The sequence below is a fragment of the Pseudomonas sp. GV071 genome (assembly GCF_003050835.1).
GTDB lineage: Bacteria > Pseudomonadota > Gammaproteobacteria > Pseudomonadales > Pseudomonadaceae > Aquipseudomonas.
On the sequence record NZ_QAOJ01000001.1, the window covers coordinates 86,731 to 105,903 of the forward strand.

At 60.3% G+C, this 19,173-nt stretch carries 14 protein-coding genes; 6 read left to right on the top strand and 8 right to left on the bottom strand.

What is annotated here, in order from left to right; genetic code table 11:
- Positions 1 to 38 precede the first annotated feature (38 nt).
- The 3 genes from lon (at position 39) to C8K61_RS00410 (ending at position 4,948) form a co-directional block, all read left to right on the top strand.
- Complete coding sequence (gene lon / locus C8K61_RS00400; protein WP_108094864.1) at positions 39 to 2,435, top strand: endopeptidase La; 2,397 nt, start codon at positions 39 to 41, stop codon at positions 2,433 to 2,435.
- A gap of 137 nt (positions 2,436 to 2,572) precedes the next feature.
- A complete protein-coding gene (gene hupB, locus C8K61_RS00405) occupies positions 2,573 to 2,845 on the top strand; it encodes a nucleoid-associated protein HU-beta (protein ID WP_003239952.1) in 273 nt (90 codons plus the stop codon).
- A 228-nt stretch (positions 2,846 to 3,073) separates the two neighbouring features.
- Positions 3,074 to 4,948 (top strand): SurA N-terminal domain-containing protein, encoded by a 1,875-nt coding sequence (locus C8K61_RS00410; protein ID WP_108094096.1) that lies wholly within the window; start codon positions 3,074 to 3,076, stop codon positions 4,946 to 4,948.
- 398 nt (positions 4,949 to 5,346) lie between these two features.
- Here the strand turns inward: C8K61_RS00410 and fabI are convergent, their stop codons facing one another.
- Genes fabI through C8K61_RS00440 form a run of 6 tightly spaced genes read right to left on the bottom strand, consistent with a single transcriptional unit; the run spans position 5,347 to position 13,630 of the window.
- The gene (gene fabI, locus C8K61_RS00415) at positions 5,347 to 6,141 is read right to left on the bottom strand and encodes an enoyl-ACP reductase FabI (protein WP_108094097.1); all 795 of its coding nucleotides are present in this window, start codon (positions 6,139 to 6,141) and stop codon (positions 5,347 to 5,349) included.
- A gap of 29 nt (positions 6,142 to 6,170) precedes the next feature.
- On the bottom strand, positions 6,171 to 7,838 hold the full coding sequence (locus C8K61_RS00420) for an ABC transporter ATP-binding protein (protein ID WP_108094099.1): 1,668 nt from the start codon (positions 7,836 to 7,838) through the stop codon (positions 6,171 to 6,173).
- Positions 7,816 to 8,835, bottom strand: coding sequence for an ABC transporter permease (locus C8K61_RS00425; RefSeq protein ID WP_108094865.1), 1,020 nt, complete (start codon positions 8,833 to 8,835; stop codon positions 7,816 to 7,818). The genes C8K61_RS00420 and C8K61_RS00425 overlap by 23 nt, the downstream gene beginning before the upstream one ends.
- A gap of 14 nt (positions 8,836 to 8,849) precedes the next feature.
- Positions 8,850 to 9,923, bottom strand: a complete 1,074-nt coding sequence (locus tag C8K61_RS00430) for a microcin C ABC transporter permease YejB (protein ID WP_108094101.1) — start codon at positions 9,921 to 9,923, stop codon at positions 8,850 to 8,852.
- On the bottom strand, positions 9,924 to 11,804 hold the full coding sequence (locus tag C8K61_RS00435) for an extracellular solute-binding protein (RefSeq protein ID WP_108094103.1): 1,881 nt from the start codon (positions 11,802 to 11,804) through the stop codon (positions 9,924 to 9,926). It lies immediately after the preceding gene.
- On the bottom strand, positions 11,801 to 13,630 hold the full coding sequence (locus tag C8K61_RS00440; protein ID WP_178086397.1) for an extracellular solute-binding protein: 1,830 nt from the start codon (positions 13,628 to 13,630) through the stop codon (positions 11,801 to 11,803). Before C8K61_RS00440 ends, C8K61_RS00435 begins: the two co-directional genes overlap by 4 nt.
- A gap of 165 nt (positions 13,631 to 13,795) precedes the next feature.
- On the opposite strand from C8K61_RS00440, the gene C8K61_RS00445 reads away from it, so the two are divergent.
- Entirely contained in the window at positions 13,796 to 15,217 is a 1,422-nt protein-coding gene (locus C8K61_RS00445) for an HDOD domain-containing protein (RefSeq protein ID WP_108094105.1), read from the top strand.
- 125 nt (positions 15,218 to 15,342) lie between these two features.
- On the opposite strand, the gene C8K61_RS00450 is transcribed toward C8K61_RS00445, so the two are convergent.
- Complete coding sequence (locus C8K61_RS00450) at positions 15,343 to 16,950, bottom strand: lytic transglycosylase domain-containing protein (RefSeq protein ID WP_108094107.1); 1,608 nt, start codon at positions 16,948 to 16,950, stop codon at positions 15,343 to 15,345.
- A 100-nt stretch (positions 16,951 to 17,050) separates the two neighbouring features.
- A complete protein-coding gene (gloB, locus tag C8K61_RS00455; RefSeq protein ID WP_108094109.1) occupies positions 17,051 to 17,842 on the bottom strand; it encodes a hydroxyacylglutathione hydrolase in 792 nt (263 codons plus the stop codon).
- Positions 17,843 to 17,935: 93 nt separating this feature from the next.
- On the opposite strand from gloB, the gene C8K61_RS00460 reads away from it, so the two are divergent.
- The gene (locus C8K61_RS00460; RefSeq protein WP_108094111.1) at positions 17,936 to 18,709 is read left to right on the top strand and encodes a methyltransferase domain-containing protein; all 774 of its coding nucleotides are present in this window, start codon (positions 17,936 to 17,938) and stop codon (positions 18,707 to 18,709) included.
- Complete coding sequence (rnhA, locus tag C8K61_RS00465; RefSeq protein ID WP_108094113.1) at positions 18,706 to 19,158, top strand: ribonuclease HI; 453 nt, start codon at positions 18,706 to 18,708, stop codon at positions 19,156 to 19,158. The genes C8K61_RS00460 and rnhA overlap by 4 nt, the downstream gene beginning before the upstream one ends.
- The last annotated feature ends 15 nt before the right edge of the window (positions 19,159 to 19,173 follow it).

The following is a 19,173-nucleotide window of genomic DNA, read 5'->3' on the forward strand; positions in this document are numbered from 1 at the left end:
CTGTTTACGGCCGAATGGCCGCCGTAGAGCTGAAAATCATGAAGACAACTGTCGAATTGCCTCTCTTGCCACTGCGCGATGTCGTGGTTTACCCACATATGGTGATCCCACTGTTCGTGGGCCGCGAAAAGTCCATTGAGGCCCTCGAGGCCGCCATGACCGGCGACAAGCAGATCCTGCTGGTAGCCCAGAAGAACCCTGCCGACGATGATCCTGCCGAAGACGCCTTGTACCGCGTCGGCACCGTTGCCACTGTTTTGCAATTACTGAAACTGCCCGACGGTACTGTCAAAGTGCTGGTCGAAGGCGAGCAGCGCGGTTCCATCGAGCGTTTTATCGAGATCGACGGTCACTGCCGTGCGCAGGTCGAGCTGATCGAGGAAGTTGACGCCGCGGAGCGTGAGTCCGAAGTTTTTACCCGCAGCCTGCTCAGCCAATTCGAGCAGTATGTGCAGTTGGGCAAGAAGGTCCCGGCTGAAGTATTGTCCTCGCTCAACAGCATTGATGAGCCAAGCCGCCTGGTCGACACCATGGCTGCGCACATGGCGCTGAAAATCGAGCAGAAACAGGAAATCCTCGAAATCACCGATCTGGCCCAGCGCGTCGAGCACGTGCTGGCCTTGTTGGATGCCGAGATCGACCTGCTCCAGGTCGAGAAGCGCATCCGCGGTCGGGTGAAAAAGCAGATGGAGCGCAGCCAGCGCGAGTACTACCTGAATGAGCAGATGAAGGCCATTCAGAAAGAGCTCGGTGATGGCGATGAAGGCCATAACGAACTCGACGAGCTGAAAAAGCGCGTCGAGAACGCTGGTCTCACCAAAGAGGCCCACGCCAAGGCTCACGCCGAGCTGAACAAGCTCAAGCAAATGTCGCCGATGTCCGCTGAAGCCACTGTGGTGCGCTCCTACATCGACTGGCTGGTGAACGTGCCGTGGAAAGCCGAGAGCAAGGTGCGTCTGGATCTGGCCAAGGCGGAAGACATTCTGGATGCCGATCATTACGGTCTGGAAGAGGTCAAGGAGCGCATCCTTGAGTACCTCGCCGTGCAAAAGCGCGTGAAAAAAGTCAAAGGTCCGGTGCTCTGCCTGGTGGGCCCGCCTGGCGTAGGTAAAACCTCGCTGGCTGAATCCATCGCTCATGCCACCAACCGCAAGTTTGTGCGTATGGCCTTGGGTGGTGTGCGTGATGAAGCGGAAATCCGCGGTCACCGCCGTACCTATATCGGTTCTATGCCTGGCCGTCTTATTCAGAAGATGACCAAGGTCGGTGTGCGCAATCCGCTGTTCCTGCTCGATGAAATCGACAAGATGGGCCAGGACATGCGTGGCGACCCGGCGTCGGCGTTGTTGGAAGTGCTCGATCCTGAGCAAAACCACAACTTCAACGACCATTATCTGGAGGTCGATTACGACCTCTCCGACGTGATGTTCCTCTGCACCGCCAACTCCATGAACATTCCGGCGCCATTGCTGGACCGTATGGAAGTGATCCGTCTGCCCGGTTATACCGAGGACGAAAAGGTCAATATCGCGGTGAAGTACCTCGCGCCCAAACAGCTGCAGGCCAATGGCCTGAAGAAGGGCGAGCTGGAGTTCGAGGACGCTGCGATTCGCGACATGATCCGCTACTACACCCGCGAAGCCGGTGTGCGTAGCCTGGAACGGCAAATCGCCAAGGTTTGTCGCAAAGCGGTGAAAGAGCACTTCCGCGAGAAGCGTATGAAGGTGCTGGTGGCGGCCGATTCGCTCGAACATTTCCTCGGCGTGAGCAAGTACCGCTACGGTCTGGCTGAACAACAGGACCAGATTGGTCAGGTAACCGGTCTGGCATGGACGCAAGTGGGCGGCGAATTACTGACCATCGAAGCGGCTGTGGTGCCGGGTAAAGGGCAGTTGATCAAGACCGGTTCGCTGGGCGATGTGATGGTCGAATCGATCACAGCAGCGCTCACTGTGGTGCGCAGTCGAGCCAAGAGCCTGGGGGTCGCTCTGGACTTCCACGAGAAGCGCGACATCCATATCCACATGCCGGAAGGGGCGACCCCTAAAGATGGCCCCAGCGCTGGCGTTGGCATGTGTACGGCCCTGGTTTCGGCCCTGACTCAGATCCCGGTGCGCGCCGATGTCGCCATGACTGGTGAGATCACGTTACGAGGTCAGGTTTTGGCGATTGGTGGCTTGAAGGAAAAACTTCTGGCAGCCCATCGGGGTGGAATCAAGATCGTGATTATTCCCGAAGAGAACGTTCGTGATCTGAAAGAGATTCCGGAGAATATTAAGGCTGACCTGCAGATTAAACCGGTTAAATGGATTGACGAGGTCCTGCAAATTGCGCTGCAATACGCCCCGGAGCCCTTGCCCGATGCGGCTCCGGAGATGGTTGCAAAGGATGACAAACGCGAGACTGATTCCAAGGAGCGAATTAGCACGCATTAGCCGGGGGGCTTCCTTGACACATTTTTAGAGCCCTTGTTATAAAGCGGCTCTTCTTGTGCCAAATGGCCTTCCAGCACCGTTTTTGCTTTCACCCAAAAATTAAGAAATAAACTCAAACAGGAATAAGGGGACTTAGAGTGAACAAGTCGGAACTGATTGATGCTATCGCCGCATCTGCTGATATCCCGAAAGCTGTAGCTGGCCGCGCGCTGGACGCAGTAATCGAATCCGTAACTGGCGCTCTCAAGGCTGGTGATTCGGTTGTACTGGTAGGCTTCGGTACTTTCGCTGTTAAAGAACGTGCTGCTCGTACTGGCCGTAACCCACAGACTGGTAAGCCGATCAGCATCGCTGCTGCTAAGATCCCAGGCTTCAAAGCTGGTAAAGCTCTGAAAGACGCCGTTAACTAAGCGTCTTTCGGGTTTTGCCCACCTCGGTCAGCTTCAACACTGATCGGGTCGCGAGGCGGTAGAGCAGGGCCGGTTAGTTTATTGACCCCACTCTGAAGAGGCTCCACAGGAGTCTTGATCGCCCCGCCAGCTACGAGAAGGCGCATCCTCGGATGCGCCTTTCTTCTATCCGGATTCTACCCACGCTCCACGGCCGCTTATTTCAGTACGGTCGTTTCTGGGGGACGCATGCTGCAGAACATCAGGGACAATTCACAAGGCTGGATTGCCAAGACCATTATCGGTGTCATTGTTGCCTTGATGGCATTCACAGGCATCGAGGCTATTTTCACCTCGCAGAGCACCACGCAACAGGCTGCCAAGGTCAATGGTGAAGAAGTCAGTCAGAACGAACTGAGCCAAGCGATGGAAGTCCAGCGCCGCCAGTTGATGCAACGCCTCGGTAAAGATTTCGACGCGTCCTTGCTGGACGACAAACTGCTGCGCGAAGCAGCATTGAAAGGGTTGATCGAGCGCAAGTTGCTGCTGCAAAGCGCCAAAGATGCACACCTCGCATTCTCCCAAGCTGCTCTTGATCAGCAGATTGTGAACACCCCGGATTTCCAGGAAAACGGCGTTTTCAGCCCTGAACGTTTCGATCAGTACATTCGTCAGCGCGGCTATACCCGCCTGCAATTCCGCCAGATGCTTGAGCAGGAGTTGATCCTCTCTCAACTGAGCAGCGGTCTGGCGGGTAGCGGTTTTGTCACTGACGACGAAGTGCTGGCGTTTGCCCGTCTGGAAAAACAGACTCGCGATTTCGCCACCTTGACCCTCAAGGCCGATCCCAAGTCGGTGAAGCTGGCTGACGACGAAGTCAAAGCGTACTACGACAAGAACGCCAGCCAGTTCATGAGCCAGGAGCAGGTGGTTCTCGACTACATCGAGCTGAAGAAAGAAGCCTTCTTCAGCAAAGTCGAAGTCAAGGACGAAGACCTGCAAGCGGCCTACCAGCAAGAAATCGGCAACCTGGCTGAGCAGCGCGACGCTGCGCATATCCTCATCGAGGTGAGCGACAAGCAGACCGAAGCGCAGGCCAAGGCCAAGATCGACGAGATCAAGCAGCGCCTGGATAAAGGCGAAGACTTCGCCAAGCTGGCCAAAGAACTGTCTGACGACCAAGGTTCGAAGGCCACTGGCGGCGACCTCGGTTACGCCGGTAAAGGCGTGTACGACCCGGCCTTCGAAGAGGCGCTGTATGCCTTGGACAAGGGCGCCGTATCGGCTCCGGTGCGTAGCAGCTACGGCTGGCACGTGATCAAGTTGCTGGGTGTGCAGGCGCCGGAAATTCCGACCTTTGCCAGCCTGAAAGACAAGCTGACCCGCGAGCTGAAAACTGCTCAGGTCGAGCAGAAGTTCGTCGAAGCCAGCAAAGCCTTGGAAGACTCGGCGTTCGAAGCCTCTGACCTGAGCCAGCCGGCTCAGGAACAAGGCCTGCAAGTGCAAACCACCGCTGCCTTTGGCCGCGAAGGTGGCGAAGGCCTGACTGCCAATCGCCAAGTACTGCAAGCGGCGTTCAGCCCGGAAGTGCTGGAAGAAGGCTCCAACAGCGGCGCCATCGAGCTGGATCCGGACACTGTGCTGATTGTGCGCGTCAAAGAGCACAAGAAGCCTGAGCAGCAGCCGTTGGAAAACGTCACTGCCGCGATCCGCGACCACCTGATTCAACTGCGTGCAGGTGAAGCAGTGGAAGCCAAAGGCCAGGCCTTGCTGGCCGACCTGCGTGCCGGCAAGACGCCGGTTGCCCAGGCCAAAGGTGAACAAGGCTGGAAAGTCATCGAAGCCGCTTCCCGCAGCCAGGAAGGCGTTGAGCCGTCCGTGCTGCAGGCGCTGTTCCGCATGAACAAGCCTGAAGCCGCTGACAAGTCCACCTTCACCGGTGTGACCCTGGCCAATGGCGACTACGTGGTTATTCAGCTCAAAGGTGTCAGCGAGCCGAAAGAAGGCCTGAGCGACGAAGATAAGGCGATGTACCGCCGCTTCCTCGCTTCGCGCAGCGGCCAGCAAGACTTCGCCGCGTTCCGTGCCGAGTTGGAAGCCAAAGCCAAGATCGAGCGTTTTTGACGGTCGTTCTCAGCCCATAAAAAGCCCCGCCTAGTGCGGGGTTTTTTTATGGGCTGAGAACGACTTATCGGCTTCCGGGTCGTCGGCCATGCGGCGTTGAAAGCCGACTTTAAATGCTCACGTACTTGAGTACGTTGCGCTTTAAAGCCGACTTTCGCCTGACTCGCTGGCGCTCGCCCTGCGGGCCAGCCTACGGCTGTTACTCCCGATGGTCGTTGGTCCTGACCTTAGCCCCGAAACCCTCGACCGAGTTACGGCCACAAACGCCAGAACTGTAGGAGCGGCTTTAGCCGCGATGCTCTTGAGATCAAAAGCCTAAAGCCGCTCCTGCGGAAGTATCCTGCGCCCACAAAAAAGGGCCGCTCAACGAGCGACCCTTTTTCATTTCAACGATGCACTTACTCTTCGATGCTGCCCATCGCCGTGGTATTGAAACCACCATCCACATAGGTGATTTCACCGCTGATACCCGAAGCCAGGTCCGAGCACAGGAAGGCGCCGACGTTGCCGACTTCGTCGATGGTGACGTTGCGGCGCAGGGGGGTTTGCGCTTCGTTGGCGGCGAGCATTTTGCGGAAGCTCTTGATACCGGAGGCGGCCAGGGTGCGGATCGGGCCAGCGGAGATGCAGTTCACGCGGGTGCCTTCCGGGCCGAGGCTGCCGGCCAGGTAACGCACGCCGGCTTCCAGGCTGGCCTTGGCCATGCCCATCACGTTGTAGTTCGGCATGGTGCGCTCGGCACCGAGGTAGGAGAGGGTCAGCAGGCTGCCGTTGCGGCCTTTCATCAGCTCGCGGCCGGCTTTGGCCAGGGCCACGAAGCTGTAAGCGCTGATGTCGTGGGCGATGCGGAAGCCATCACGGGTGGTGACTTCGGTGAAGTCGCCGTTCAGTTGGTCGCCCGGGGCGAAACCAACCGAGTGGACGATCACGTCAAGACCGTCCCATTTCTTGCCCAGCTCGACGAACACGTTGGCGATCTCTTCATCGCTGGCCACGTCGCACGGGAAGCACAGTTCAGGGCTTGAGCCCCAGCCGGCGGCGAATTCTTCGACGCGGCCTTTGAGCTTTTCGTTCTGGTAGGTGAAGGCGAGTTCAGCACCCTCGCGGTGCATGGCGGCAGCGATGCCGGATGCGATGGACAGTTTGCTAGCGACACCGACGATCAGTACGCGCTTACCGGCGAGAAAACCCATGGTGTTATTCCTCTTCCTGCTTTCAAGGATTAATCGGCAGTGGCTGGGGCCAGGAAAGCGGCCTCCAGCAACTGCTGCGTATACACGTGTTGTGGGGCGGCGAAGATGGCTTCGGCTGGCCCCTGTTCCACAACCCGACCGTGCTTGACCACCATCAAGTGGTGACTCAGCGCCTTGACCACCGCCAGGTCATGGCTGATGAACAGGTAGGTCAGGTTGTACTTGCGCTGCAGCGATCGCAGCAATTCCACCACCTGGCGCTGCACGGTACGGTCCAGTGCCGAGGTGGGTTCATCCAGCAGAATCAATGCCGGTTTGAGCACAAGTGCCCGGGCGATGGCGATTCGCTGCCGTTGCCCACCGGAGAACTCATGGGGGTAGCGGTGCCGGGTTTCCGGATCCAGACCTACCTCCAGGAGTGCATCGATTATTGCCTGCTCCTGTTCTTCTTCAGTGCCCATCTTATGGATGCGCAGCCCTTCACCGATGATTTCGCACACCGACATCCGCGGGCTCAGGCTGCCAAACGGGTCCTGAAATACCACCTGCATCTGCCGCCGCAAAGGCCGCACCTGATGCTGGGTCAGGCCATGCAGATCCTGGCCTTGAAAGCAGATGGCACCCTTGCTGGCGATCAGCCGCAAGATTGCCAACCCAAGGGTGGATTTGCCGGAACCACTTTCGCCGACAATGCCCAGGGTCTGGCCCTGATGCAGGCTGAAGTTGATGCCGTCCACCGCTTTCACATGATCGACCGTTCGGCGCAGTACGCCTTTCTTGATCGGAAACCACACCCGCAGGTCATCGACTTGTAGCACTGGCTTGCCGGCGGCATGCGCCACTGGCTTGCCGCTGGGCTCGGCACCGAGCAGTTCCCTGGTGTAAGGATGCTGCGGATTGGAGAACAGCTCATCGCATGACGCCTGTTCGACGATCACTCCGCGCTGCATGACACATACGCGGTGGGCAATTCGCTTCACAAGGTTGAGATCGTGGGTAATCAGCAGCAGGGCCATGCCCAGGCGCGCCTGCAAATCCTTGAGCAATTCGAGGATTTTCAGCTGTACGGTCACATCCAGCGCCGTGGTCGGTTCGTCGGCAATCAGCAGCTCCGGCTCGTTGGCCAGGGCCATGGCAATCATTACCCGCTGCCGTTGGCCGCCGGAGAGCTCGTGTGGCAGCGCTTTCAGGCGTTTGTGCGGCTCGGGTATGCCCACCAGCTCCAACAGCTCCAGGGTGCGCTTGGTGGCGGCTTTGCCGGTGAGGCCTTTGTGCAGGGCCAGCACCTCGTTGATCTGTTTTTCGATGTTGTGCAGCGGGTTCAGCGAGGTCATCGGCTCTTGGAAAATCATGGCGATGCGGTTGCCACGAATGTGCCGGAGCTTTTTCTCGTTGACCGTCAGCAGGTCATGGCCGGCATAACGGATGCTGCCGGCCGGGTGGCGAGCGAGCGGGTAGGGCAGCAGGCGCAGAATCGAGTGCGCGGTCACCGATTTTCCCGAGCCACTTTCGCCCACCAGGGCCAGGGTTTCGCCACGGCGAATATCGAAGTTGAGGTCGTGCACCACGCACTGGCTGCTTGTGCCGGTGACGAATTCGACGGCCAGGTCGCGCACCTCAATGAGGTTTTCCGGGGCCGTGTTCTGCGGCGCTTTGTTGGGATTCTGGGCCACGTTATTTCCTCGGGTCGAAGGCATCGCGAGCAGCCTCGCCGATAAACACCAACAGGGTCAGCATCAGGCCCAGCACGGCGAACGCGCTGATCCCCAGCCACGGAGCCTGGGTGTTGGATTTGCCCTGGGCCACCAGTTCGCCCAGCGAGGGCGAGCCCGCCGGCAAACCAAAGCCGAGGAAGTCCAGGGCGGTCAGGGTGCCGATGGCGCCGGTGAGAATGAACGGCAGGAAGGTCATGGTCGAGATCATGGCGTTGGGCAGAATGTGGCGGAACATGATGCCGCCGTTCTCCATGCCCAGGGCGCGCGCCGCACGCACGTATTCGAGGTTGCGGCCGCGCAGGAACTCGGCACGCACCACGTCCACCAGGGTCATCCACGAGAACAGCAGCATGATGCCCAGCAGCCACCAGAAATTGGGCTGCACGAAGCTGGCGAGGATGATCAGCAAATACAGCACCGGCAGGCCCGACCAGACTTCCAGGAAACGCTGGCCGAGCAGGTCGACCCAGCCGCCATAAAAGCCCTGCAATGCGCCGGTAACCACGCCAATGATCGAGCTGAAAATGGTCAGCGTCAGGGCGAAGAGCACCGAAATGCGGAAGCCGTAGATCACCCGTGCCAGCACATCGCGGCCCTGGTCATCGGTGCCCAGCAGGTTGTCCGCCGAGGGTGGCGCGGGGGCGGGCACCTTGAGGTCGTAGTTGATGGTGGAGTAATTGAACGGGATCGGCGGCCAGACCGCCCAGCCATCCTTCTCGGCGATCAGCTCGCGGATATACGGGCTTTTGTAGTTGGCCTCCAGCGGAAACTCGCCGCCAAAGGTGGTTTCCGGGTAGCGCTTGAGCACCGGGAAATACCAGCCGCCGTCGTAGTGCACCACCAGCGGTTTGTCGTTGGCGATCAGTTCGGCGCCCAGGCTCAGCACAAACAGAATCACGAACAGCCACAGCGACCACCAGCCACGCTTGTGCGCCTTCAGGCGCTCGAAGCGGCGACGGTTGAGGGGTGACATCTTCAATCCAGTGCCCACTCTCAACCCTCCCGATTGGCGAAGTCGATCCGCGGATCGACCAAGGTGTAGGTGATATCACCGATCAGCTTCACCACCAGCCCCAGCAGGGTAAAGATGAACAGCGTGCCGAAGACGATCGGGTAGTCGCGGTTGATTGCCGCTTCGAAGCTCATCAGGCCCAGGCCGTCGAGGGAGAAGATCACCTCGATCATCAGCGAGCCGGTAAAGAAGATGCTGATAAAGGCCGAGGGAAAACCGGCAATGATCAGCAGCATGGCGTTGCGAAATACATGGCCGTAGAGGATCGCGTTGTTGGTCAGGCCCTTGGCCCGCGCGGTGACCACGTACTGTTTGTTGATCTCGTCGAGAAAGCTGTTTTTGGTCAGGAAGGTCAGGGTGGCGAAGTTGCCGATCACCAGCGCCGTCACCGGCAATACCAGGTGCCAGAAATAGTCGAGGATCTTGCCGCCCATGCTCAACTGGTCGAAGTGATTGGATGTCAGCCCGCGCAAGGGGAACCAGTCGTAGTAGCTGCCGCCGGCGAACAGCACGATCAGCAGAATGGCGAACAGGAACGCCGGAATCGCATAGCCGACGATGATCGCCGAACTGGTCCAGACATCGAAGGTGCTGCCGTTACGCATGGCCTTGGTGATGCCCAACGGAATGGACACCAGGTACATGATCAGCGTGCTCCACAGCCCGAGCGAGATCGATACCGGCATCTTCTCCACGATCAGGTCGACCACCTTGGCATCGCGGAAGAAGCTGTCGCCGAAATCGAGCTGGGCATAGCTTTTCAGCATCAGCCAGAAGCGCTCCGGGGCCGGCTTGTCGAAGCCGTACATCTTCTCTATTTCCTTCACCAGCTCCGGGTCCAGGCCCTGCGCGCCGCGGTAGTTGGAGCCAGCCACCGAAACCTCGGAGCCGCCACCGGAAATCCGGCTGGTGGCGCCTTCGAAGCCTTCCAGCTTGGCGATCATCTGCTCCACCGGGCCGCCCGGGGCGGCCTGGATGATGACGAAGTTGAGCAGCAGAATGCCCAGCAGGGTGGGGATGATCAGCAGCAAGCGCCGCAGAATGTAGGCGAGCATTTATTCGGTTTCCTTGGGGGCGGCGTCCTGCGGTGCCGGGTCGCTGCCCGCTTGCTCGGCTGCCAGCGGGGCGTTGCCCTCGGCTTTCTCGCTGCTTTGCCACCAGGTCATCATGCCGAAGTCGTATTTCGGCGTAATGGCCGGGCGACCGAATTTGTTCCAGTGGGCGATGCGCCAGGTGTCGATGTAGTAGTTGGGGATCACATAGTTGCCCCACAGCAGCACGCGGTCCAAGGCGCGGGCGTGGGTGATCAGGCTTTGCCGCGATTCGGCGCGAATCAGGCCCTCCACCAAGGTGTCGATGGCCGGGTCACGCAGGCCGATGAAGTTGCGGCTGCCCGGGCTGTCGGCACTGCTGGAGTGCCAGTATTCGCGCTGCTCGTTGCCTGGCGAGTTGGACTGCCCCCAGGTCGCGGTGGTCATGTCGAAATCCCGCGAGCGCAGGCGGTTTACATATTGCGAGGCGTCGACGCGACGAATCTGCATGTCGATACCGAGCTCCGCCAGGTTGCGCATGAACGGTAGTAGCACGCGTTCCAGGTTCAGTTGGTAGAGCATGAATTCGAAGGTCAGCGGCTGGCCGTCGGGGCCGACCATCTTGTCGTTTTCGATCTTGTAGCCGGCTTCCAGCAGCAACTTGTAGGCCTTGCGCTTCTGCTCGCGGATCATGCCGTCGCCGGCGGTGACCGGCGATTTGAACACTTCGGTGAACACCTGCTCGGGGATCTTCCCGCGCAGCGGTTCCAACAGCTTCAGCTCGGCGGCGTCTGGCAGTTCGTGGGCGGCCATGTCGGAGTTTTCGAAGTAGCTGCTGTTGCGCTTGTAGGAACCGAAGAACAGCTGCTTGTTCGACCACTCGAAGTCGAACAGTAGGCCGATGGCCTCACGCACCCGCGGGTCCTGGAACTTCGCCCTGCGAATATTGAAGGCGAACGACTGCATGCCCACCGAGTTCTGGTTTTGCAGCGCTTCCTTGATGATGCGGCCGTCGCGCAGGGCCGGGCAGTCGTAGCCGGTGGCCCAGTCCTTGGCCGAGTACTCGAGGTTGAAGTCGAACTGCCCGGCCTTGAAAGCCTCCAGGGCCACCGACATATCGCGGTAGTAGTCGACCTGAATGGTGTCGAAGTTGTAGTAGCCGCGGCTTACCGGCAGGTCTTTGCCCCACCAGTCTTTGTTGCGTTCGAAACGGATGTTGCTACCGGGCGAGACATGGGTGATGCGGTACGGGCCGCTACCCAGGGGGATTTCCAGATTGGCCTTGTTGAAGTCGCGGGTGGCCCACCAGTGTTTCGGCAGAATCTGCAGCTGGCCGATAATCAGCGGCAGCTCGCGGTTGCCCGCATGTTTGAAGTCGAAGCGCACGGTCAGTGGCGCTTCGGCCACCACCTTGTCGACGTCGGCGTAGTAGTTGCGGTACATCGGGTCGCCGCTTTTCAGCAGGGTGTTGAAGGTGAAAATCACGTCTTCAGCCGTTACCGGCGTGCCGTCGTTGAACTTGGCTTTGGGGTTAAGGAAAAACCGCACGTAGCTGTCGTCAGGCGCTTTTTCGATTTTCTCGGCCAGCAACCCGTATTCGGTGAAAGGCTCGTCGGGGGAGTGGTAGGTCAGGCTGTCATAAACCAGGCCCAACTGCTCGGCGGCGACGCCTTTGGGAATGAACGGGTTGAGGCTGTCGAAACCGCCATTGCCGGATAATCGCAAGGTGCCGCCTTTCGGCGCGTCCGGATTCACATAATCAAAGTGTTTGAAATTGGCCGGGTACTTCGGCGCTTCGTCGTACAGGGTGATGGCATGTTGCGGCGCCGCTGCGGCAGCCAGGCAGAAGCCGGCGAGCAGGGCGCCACTGCCAACGCGCAGCACGGTGCGCAAAAACAAGGTCATAGGGCCTTCTCCGTGGGCTTCAGCCACCAGGCGCGCAACCCGAGGGTGTAGGGCGGCGTGGTGACGAAGGCGAACCGGTTGCGGTACGCCAGGCGGTGGTAGTTGAGGTACCAGTTGGGAATCATGTAGTGCTGTGACAACAGCACGCGGTCCATGGCGCGGGTGGCGGCCACTTGTTCATCGCGGGTCTGGGCGGCCAGCAGGCTTTCCAGCAGACCATCGACCACCGGGCTGCGCACGCCTGCATAGTTCTTGCTGCCTTTGACGCTGGCCTGGCTGGAGTGGAAGTACTGCCATTGCTCGAGGCCGGGGCTGAGGTTTTGCTGCAGCGTCATCAGAATCATGTCGAAGTCGAATTGGTCCAGCCGCTGTTTATATTGCGCCCGGTCGACGGTGCGCAAGTTTGCCTGCACGCCGATGCTGGCGAGGTTTTCCACATACGGCTGAAGAATGCGTTCAAGGTTCGGGTTGACCAGCAGCAGCTCGAAGCGCAGCGGCTCGCCCTGGGCGTTCTGCAGGCGCTGGCCGTTGAGTTTCCAGCCGGCGTCGGCCAATAGACCCAGGGCGCGCCTGAGGGTTTCCCGAGGAATGCCATTGCCCTGGGTTTTCGGCACGCTGAACGGGGTGCTGAACAGGCTGGCCGGCAGTTGCTCACGGTACGCCGAGAGCAGCAACCATTCCTGGCCTTCGGGTTTGCCGCTGGCGCTGAATTCGCTGTTGGGGAAATAGCTGGTGGCGCGGGAGTAGGAGTCGTTGAACAGGGTGCGATTGGTCCACTCGAAATCCAGCATCAGGCCCATGGCTTCGCGCACTTTGCTGTCGGCAAAGGTGCTGCGCCGGCTGTTCATGAACAGGCCCTGGGTCTGGGTGGGGATCTGGTGCGGGAGCTGCGCGCGAATCACGTCGCCGCGCTTCACCGCCGGAAAGCGGTAGCCGTTGGCCCAGTTCTTCGCCTGGTGCTCGATATAGAAGTCGAACTCACCGGCCTTGAACGCTTCGAACGCCACGTCGCTGTCGCGGTAGAACTCCACTTCCATGCGATCGAAATTGTATTTGCCGCGGTTCACTGGCAAGTCTTTGCCCCACCAGTCCTTCACCCGTTCGAACACCAGGCTGCGGCCAGGGCTGACGGCGGTGATCCGGTAGGGGCCGCTGGTCACCGGGGCGTCGAAAGTAGTGGCTTTGAAGTCGCGGTCTTTCCAATAGTGCTGCGGCAGCACCGGCAGCTCACCGAGGCGCAGAATCAGCAGCGGGTTGCCGGCACGCTTGAGCACGAAGCGGATGCGGTGGCGGTTGAGAATATCCACCCGCGCCACTTCCTGCAGGCTGGTGCGGTACTGCGGGTGGCCTTGCTTGAGCAGGGTGCGGTAGGAAAACGCCACGTCGTAGGCGGTTACCGGTTTGCCGTCGTTGAAGCGCGCTTCCGGGCGCAGGTTGAACACCACCCAACTGCGGTCTTCGCTGTATTCAACCGATTTGGCGATCAGGCCGTAACTGGAGGCCGGTTCGTCGCCGGAGGGGTCGTACTGGCCGGTGCCGGCCATCAACGGTTCATTCAGCTCGCCAATCCCGTACTGGGCGAAGTTGGGAGTAGACGAAGGGCTGCTACCCTTGAAGGTATAAGGGTTTAGAGTATCGAAGGTGCCAAATGCCATCACTCGGATCGTGCCGCCTTTGGGCGCGTCGGGGTTGACCCAAGCGAAATGGGTAAAGCTGGCGGGGTACTTGAGTGTGCCGAACTGAGCATAACCATGGCTTTCGCTGATGGTCGCGAAAGCGGGAACGCACATAGCCAGACTCAGGATTAGCGAAAGGAGGCAACGCATCAGGCTAGGTGGTCCGTTCCGTAGCGGCATTGGGCTTCGTGCCGGTACAGTAACAGCTTGTATCCGCTGGAAAAAGAGAAAGCCCAGAGGCCCGTTCCAGAGGCCGATGGCGACAATGAAAGAATGCTTTGCGAGGTTTTTATCTTGGCAACACGCACCCATGGATTGCAGTCATGGATCGATCGTTTGAATCAAGCCGAGTTACCGGCATTGGCCGCCGTAGTGCAGGACTTGCACCGCCTGGCCCAAGCAGAAAAATCGTCAGTGCAGCAATTGGCCGACGTGCTGCTGCGTGACGCCTCGCTCACCTCGAAAGTGCTGCGGGTCGGCAACAGCGTGTACTACAACCCCGCCCAGGAACAGATTCGCACCATTTCCCGCGCCATCGTGCTGATCGGCTTCGACAACGTGCGCCTGATCGGTCTGTCGGTCAGCCTGATCGACGGCCTGTTGGGGCGGGCGCCCAGTGAGCAGTTGCATGAATTGCTGGCGCGCTCGTTCCACGCCGCGGTGCAGGCGCGCAACATGGCCGGCTACGTACTGACGAAAAACCAGGAGGAAGTGTTTATCGCCGCCTTGCTCTATCACCTCGGCGCGCTAGCGTTCTGGGGCTGTGCCGGTGAGCAGGCGGATGAACTGGCCACCGCCCTGGCGCGCCCCGGCATCAACGAAGACGAAGTGGTGCGCGAGGTGCTCGGCACCAGCTTTCGCCACCTCACCCAGGGCCTGGTGAAAAGCTGGAACCTTGGCGAAATCGCCAGCATGGCGCACAACAGCAGCAACCATAACGACCCGGCTGCCTTTGCCGTGCACCTCGGCGCGCGCATCAGTGAGGCGGCGCTGGAAGGCTGGGACTCACCGGAAATGGAAGGCCTGGTGCAGCAGATGGCGACTTTCACCGGCATCACCGCCGAAGAAGCGCTGCAACAGATCCTCGACAGCGCCGACGAAGCGGTGAAAGTGGCGGCGACCTTTGGCGCCAGTTCCCTGTGTCGGCTGATTCCCTCCACCGATCCTGAACTGATCCGCACCCAGCAGGAGCAACGCAAAGCGCGCCTGCTGCAACCCGACCTGCTGACCCTGCAACAATCGCTGCAAGACCTCGGCATGATGGTGTCCAAGCGGGCCGACGTCGGGTTGATTCTCGACAGCCTGTTCAAAGGCCTGCACCAGGGGGCCGGGCTGGAACGGGTGATGCTGGCAGTACTGGCCGAGGAGCAGACGCGCTTCAAGGTCAAACGCGCCGTCGGCGAGAAGACCGAACGCTGGGTGAACGAGTTCGTGCTGCCGGCCGAGCAAGCCGAGCAGCCGCATATCTTCAGCTACGTGCTGCGCCACCGTGAAGCGCTATGGATGGGGGTGCCGGCCAGCTACAACCTCAACGAACTGGTGACCCAACCTATTCGCCAATGGCTGGGGCAGGGCATGTTCTTTATTGCGCCGCTGATGGCGGGCACTCGGCAGATTGGCGTGCTCTACGCCGACAGCCGGATTTCCGGGCGGGCATTGAAGCATGAGCAGTTTGTGGCGTTTCAGCGCTTTACCCAATTGACCGGGCGGTGTCTGGAGGCGTTGACCAAGAAGTAGCTGGGCGGGAGGCTCGACACTGGGGAGATTCTGGGTCCCAGCCTGCGCTGGGACGACGGAGGATTCGGCACAGACATCCGTCATCCCGAATCGTCGGACCGCAGCGCAGGCTGGGATCCAGTGAACTAGCGGTCAGTGAGGTACAGGGTAATCGTCTGCCCAGGCGTCAGATCATGCGTCGTCTTCGGATTCCACGTCTTGAGGTTCTGCATCTCAACATTGAACCGCTTGGCGATCATGTACATCGAGTCGCCTTTCTGCACCTTGTAGTAGGTGACAGTCTCGCGGCCTTGCGCCGGGCTGTTCTTGGCAATACTGCGGATCACTTGCTGGGTGCCTTGCAAGGCCAGGGTCTGGCCCGGCTTCACGGCGTTATTGGGCAGGTTGTTCCAGCGGCGCAGGTCCGCCACATCCAGTTTGTTGGCCTTGGCGATTTGCCAGAGGTTGTCGCCGTTCTTCACCTGGTAGCTCTTGAGCTTGACGCTGGTGGTGGTGCTGCTGGCCACTGCGGTGGGTTTGGCGCTGGTGGCGGGGAAGGGCGAGGGAGTCGGTGCCAAGCCGCCTGCCACCGGAATGGTCAGGGTCTGGCCGACGCTGAGGTTGTTGCCCGACAGCGAATTGGCTTCCTTCAAGTCATTGGTCGACAGCTGATAGCGGCTGGCGATGCCGTGCAGGCTGTCGCCCTTGCGCACGCGGTATTCCTGGAAATCGGTGATGTCGCTCGGTTGAATCTGCGCCAGCGAGGTGGTCAGGCGTTCGGCTTTCTCGTGGGGCACCAACAGGTGCGATGGGCCGCCGCGGGTGATGTTGCGTTTGAACGCCGGGTTGAGCTGAATCAGCTCGTCCTTGTCGATATCGGCCATGGCTGCCACGCGTGTCAGGTCCATCGGCTTGTCGAACTCCACCACTTCGAAGTAGGGCTCGTTGGCGATCGGCTCAAGGTTGATGCCGTAGGCGGCCGGGGCGTTGACCAATTGCGACAGGGCCAGCAGCTTGGGCACGTAGTCCTGGGTTTCCTTGGGCAGCGGCAGGTTCCAGTAGTCGGTCGGCAGGCCCAGGCGCTGGTTGCGCTCGATGGCGCGGCTCACGGTGCCTTCGCCGGCGTTGTAGGCGGCCAGGGCCAGCAGCCAGTCACCGTTGAACATCTCATGCAGGCGCGACAGGTATTCGATGGCGGCGTTGGTCGAGGCAGTAATGTCGCGGCGGCCGTCGTACCAAGTGGTCTGCTGCAGATTGAAGTTGCGCCCGGTGGAAGGGATGAACTGCCACAGGCCCACGGCATCGCTGCGCGACAGGGCAAACGGGTTATACGAGCTTTCAATCACTGGCAGCAGGGCCAGTTCCAGCGGCATTTTGTGGGCTTCCAGGCGCTCTACCACGTAATGAATGTAGAGGCTGCCACGGCCGCTGGCGCTTTCCAGATAAGAGGGTTTACTGGCGAACCACAGGCGCTGTTGCTCGATGCGCGGGTTGATGCCGATTTCATCTTGCAACTGGAAACCGGCGCGCATGCGGTCCCACATGTCCTGGGGTTTGTCGCTGCCGGGGGTGTCGGTCATCCACTCGGGCGGCTGGGTGCGGCTGCTCAGGGTGACGTTGCTGGAGGTGCCGGGATTGTGGCTGTTGCCAGTGCTTTGACAGCCGGCCAGAACAGCGGCGAAGACAATCGGAAGCGCACGAGCCAGACGGGCCAATGTGTCGAATTTCCGGGACTTCTGGGCTGTTGACGACATTGGCGGCGGGTGTGATCCGGGCAAAAAGATCGGGCGATTCTAGGAACGCCGCCTAATGTGGTCAAGTTTTAACCGGTTGCCTGGTTAGGCAGCAATGGACTTAAAACTGGTCTTTCCAGGCCCGCAGGCGAGCAAACACCTCGCTCGGCTGGCGCTGAGCGACGCCGTCCCGTTCGTCGATTTTTGCGACGACGTTGGCAACCTCGCTGCGCAGAAACGGATTGGTCGCCCGCTCCAGGGCCAGATTCGACGGCAAGCTGATCTGCCCCTGTTCGCGCCACTGGCTGACCTGAGCGAAACGCGCGGCGATCTCGGGGTTTTCCGGTTCCACCGCCTGGGCAAAACGCAGGTTGCTCAGGGTGTATTCGTGGGTGCAGTAGATTGCCGTATCGTCCGGCAGCGCGGCCAGGCGGCTGAGGGAGGTGAACATCTGCTCCGGCGTGCCCTCGAACAGACGGCCGCAGCCGGCGGCGAACAGCGTGTCGCCACAGAACAGCAGCGGCACACCGGCAGCGGTGGGTGCGCTGGCGACGTAATAGGCGATATGCCCGAGGGTGTGGCCGGGCACGGTGAAGATGCGCAGGGTCAGGCCCAGTACTTCGATCTGGTCGCCGTCATCCAGGGCGATGTCGCGGCCGGGAATTTTTTCCTGCGCCGGGCCATAGACCTTGGCCCCGGTGGCGGTTTTCAATTGCTCGACGCCGCCGACATGGTCGAAGTGGTGGTGGGTCACCAGAATCTCGCTCAGTTGCCAGCCCGGGTGTGCCGCCAGCCAGGCGAGAACCGGAGCGGCATCGCCGGGGTCTACTACGGCGCAGCGCTGGTTGGCAGTGTCTTGTAACAACCACAGGTAGTTGTCATTGAAAGCGGGTAGGGCATCGATCTGTATCATGGCGCGGGTCGCTAAGCTGACGGTATTGGCGCATCTTAGCCTTATTTGTTTTTCCAGCTGTGCATTGCTGTGCCCATGAATTGAGGAACGGTTATGACCGACAAGGCTTTCGCCCAGGCAGACCCCGATTGGCTCGAACTGATCAGCGCCGCCCGTGGTTGGCTGAATGGCCCGCTGGGGCAGATGATGCTCGGCGAAGAGCGGCGTTTGCTGGAAGACGAGCTGGGGCGTTTTTTCGGCGGCTACCTGGTGCACTACGGCCCGCACGCGGAAAAACCGCCCGGTGCCAAACAGATTCAACGCTGCGTGCACATCGGCGCGCCACTGCCCGGTGCCGAGATTGTCTGTGAAGAGCAGGCCTGGCCGCTGACCGAATCGGCCGCCGACGTGCTGGTGCTGCAACATGGCCTGGACTTCTGCCTGTCGCCCCACGGCCTGCTGCGCGAAGCCGCCCGCAGTGTGCGGCCCGGCGGCCATCTGATCATCATCGGCATCAACCCCTGGAGCACCTGGGGCCTGCGCCACGTATTCGCCCGTGACGCCCTCGGCGATGCCCGTTGCATCGCCCCCAACCGGGTCACCGACTGGCTGCGCCTGCTGGGCTTTGCGCTGGAGAAACGCCGCTTCGGGTGCTATCGTCCGCCGCTTGCCGGAGCGGCCTGGCAATCGCGCCTGAGTCGCCTGGAACAATGGGGCGGCGCCTGGCAGATGCCGGGGGCAGGCTTCTATCTATTGGTGGCGCGCAAACTGGTAGTCGGTTTGCGCCCATTGCGTCAGGCACAGCGAGCGCCCATGGGCAAGCTGATGCCCATGCCGGTGGCCAAGGTCAGCCGGCGTGATTCAAACCGTGAGCTGCGGAATCAATGAGCGAACAGATCGAAATCTTCACCGACGGCGCCTGCAAAGGTAATCCTGGCGTTGGCGGCTGGGGCGCATTGCTGGTGTTCAAAGGGGTGGAAAAAGAGTTGTGGGGTGGCGAGCGCGACACCACCAACAACCGCATGGAGCTGACCGCCGCCATCAAAGGCTTGGAAGAACTCAAACGCCCCTGCGACGTGCTGCTGGTCACCGACTCCGAATACGTCATGAAAGGCATGCAAGAGTGGCTGGTGAACTGGAAAAAGCGCGGCTGGAAAACCGCCGCCAAGCAGCCGGTGAAAAATGCCGACCTCTGGCAAGCGCTGGATGAACAAGTGAACCGCCACACCGTGACCTGGAAATGGGTACGCGGCCACACCGGCCACCACGGCAATGAACGCGCTGACCAACTGGCCAACCGTGGTGTGGACGAAGTGCGCGGCATCAAGCACGTCTGATGGGCCAAGCCAGCA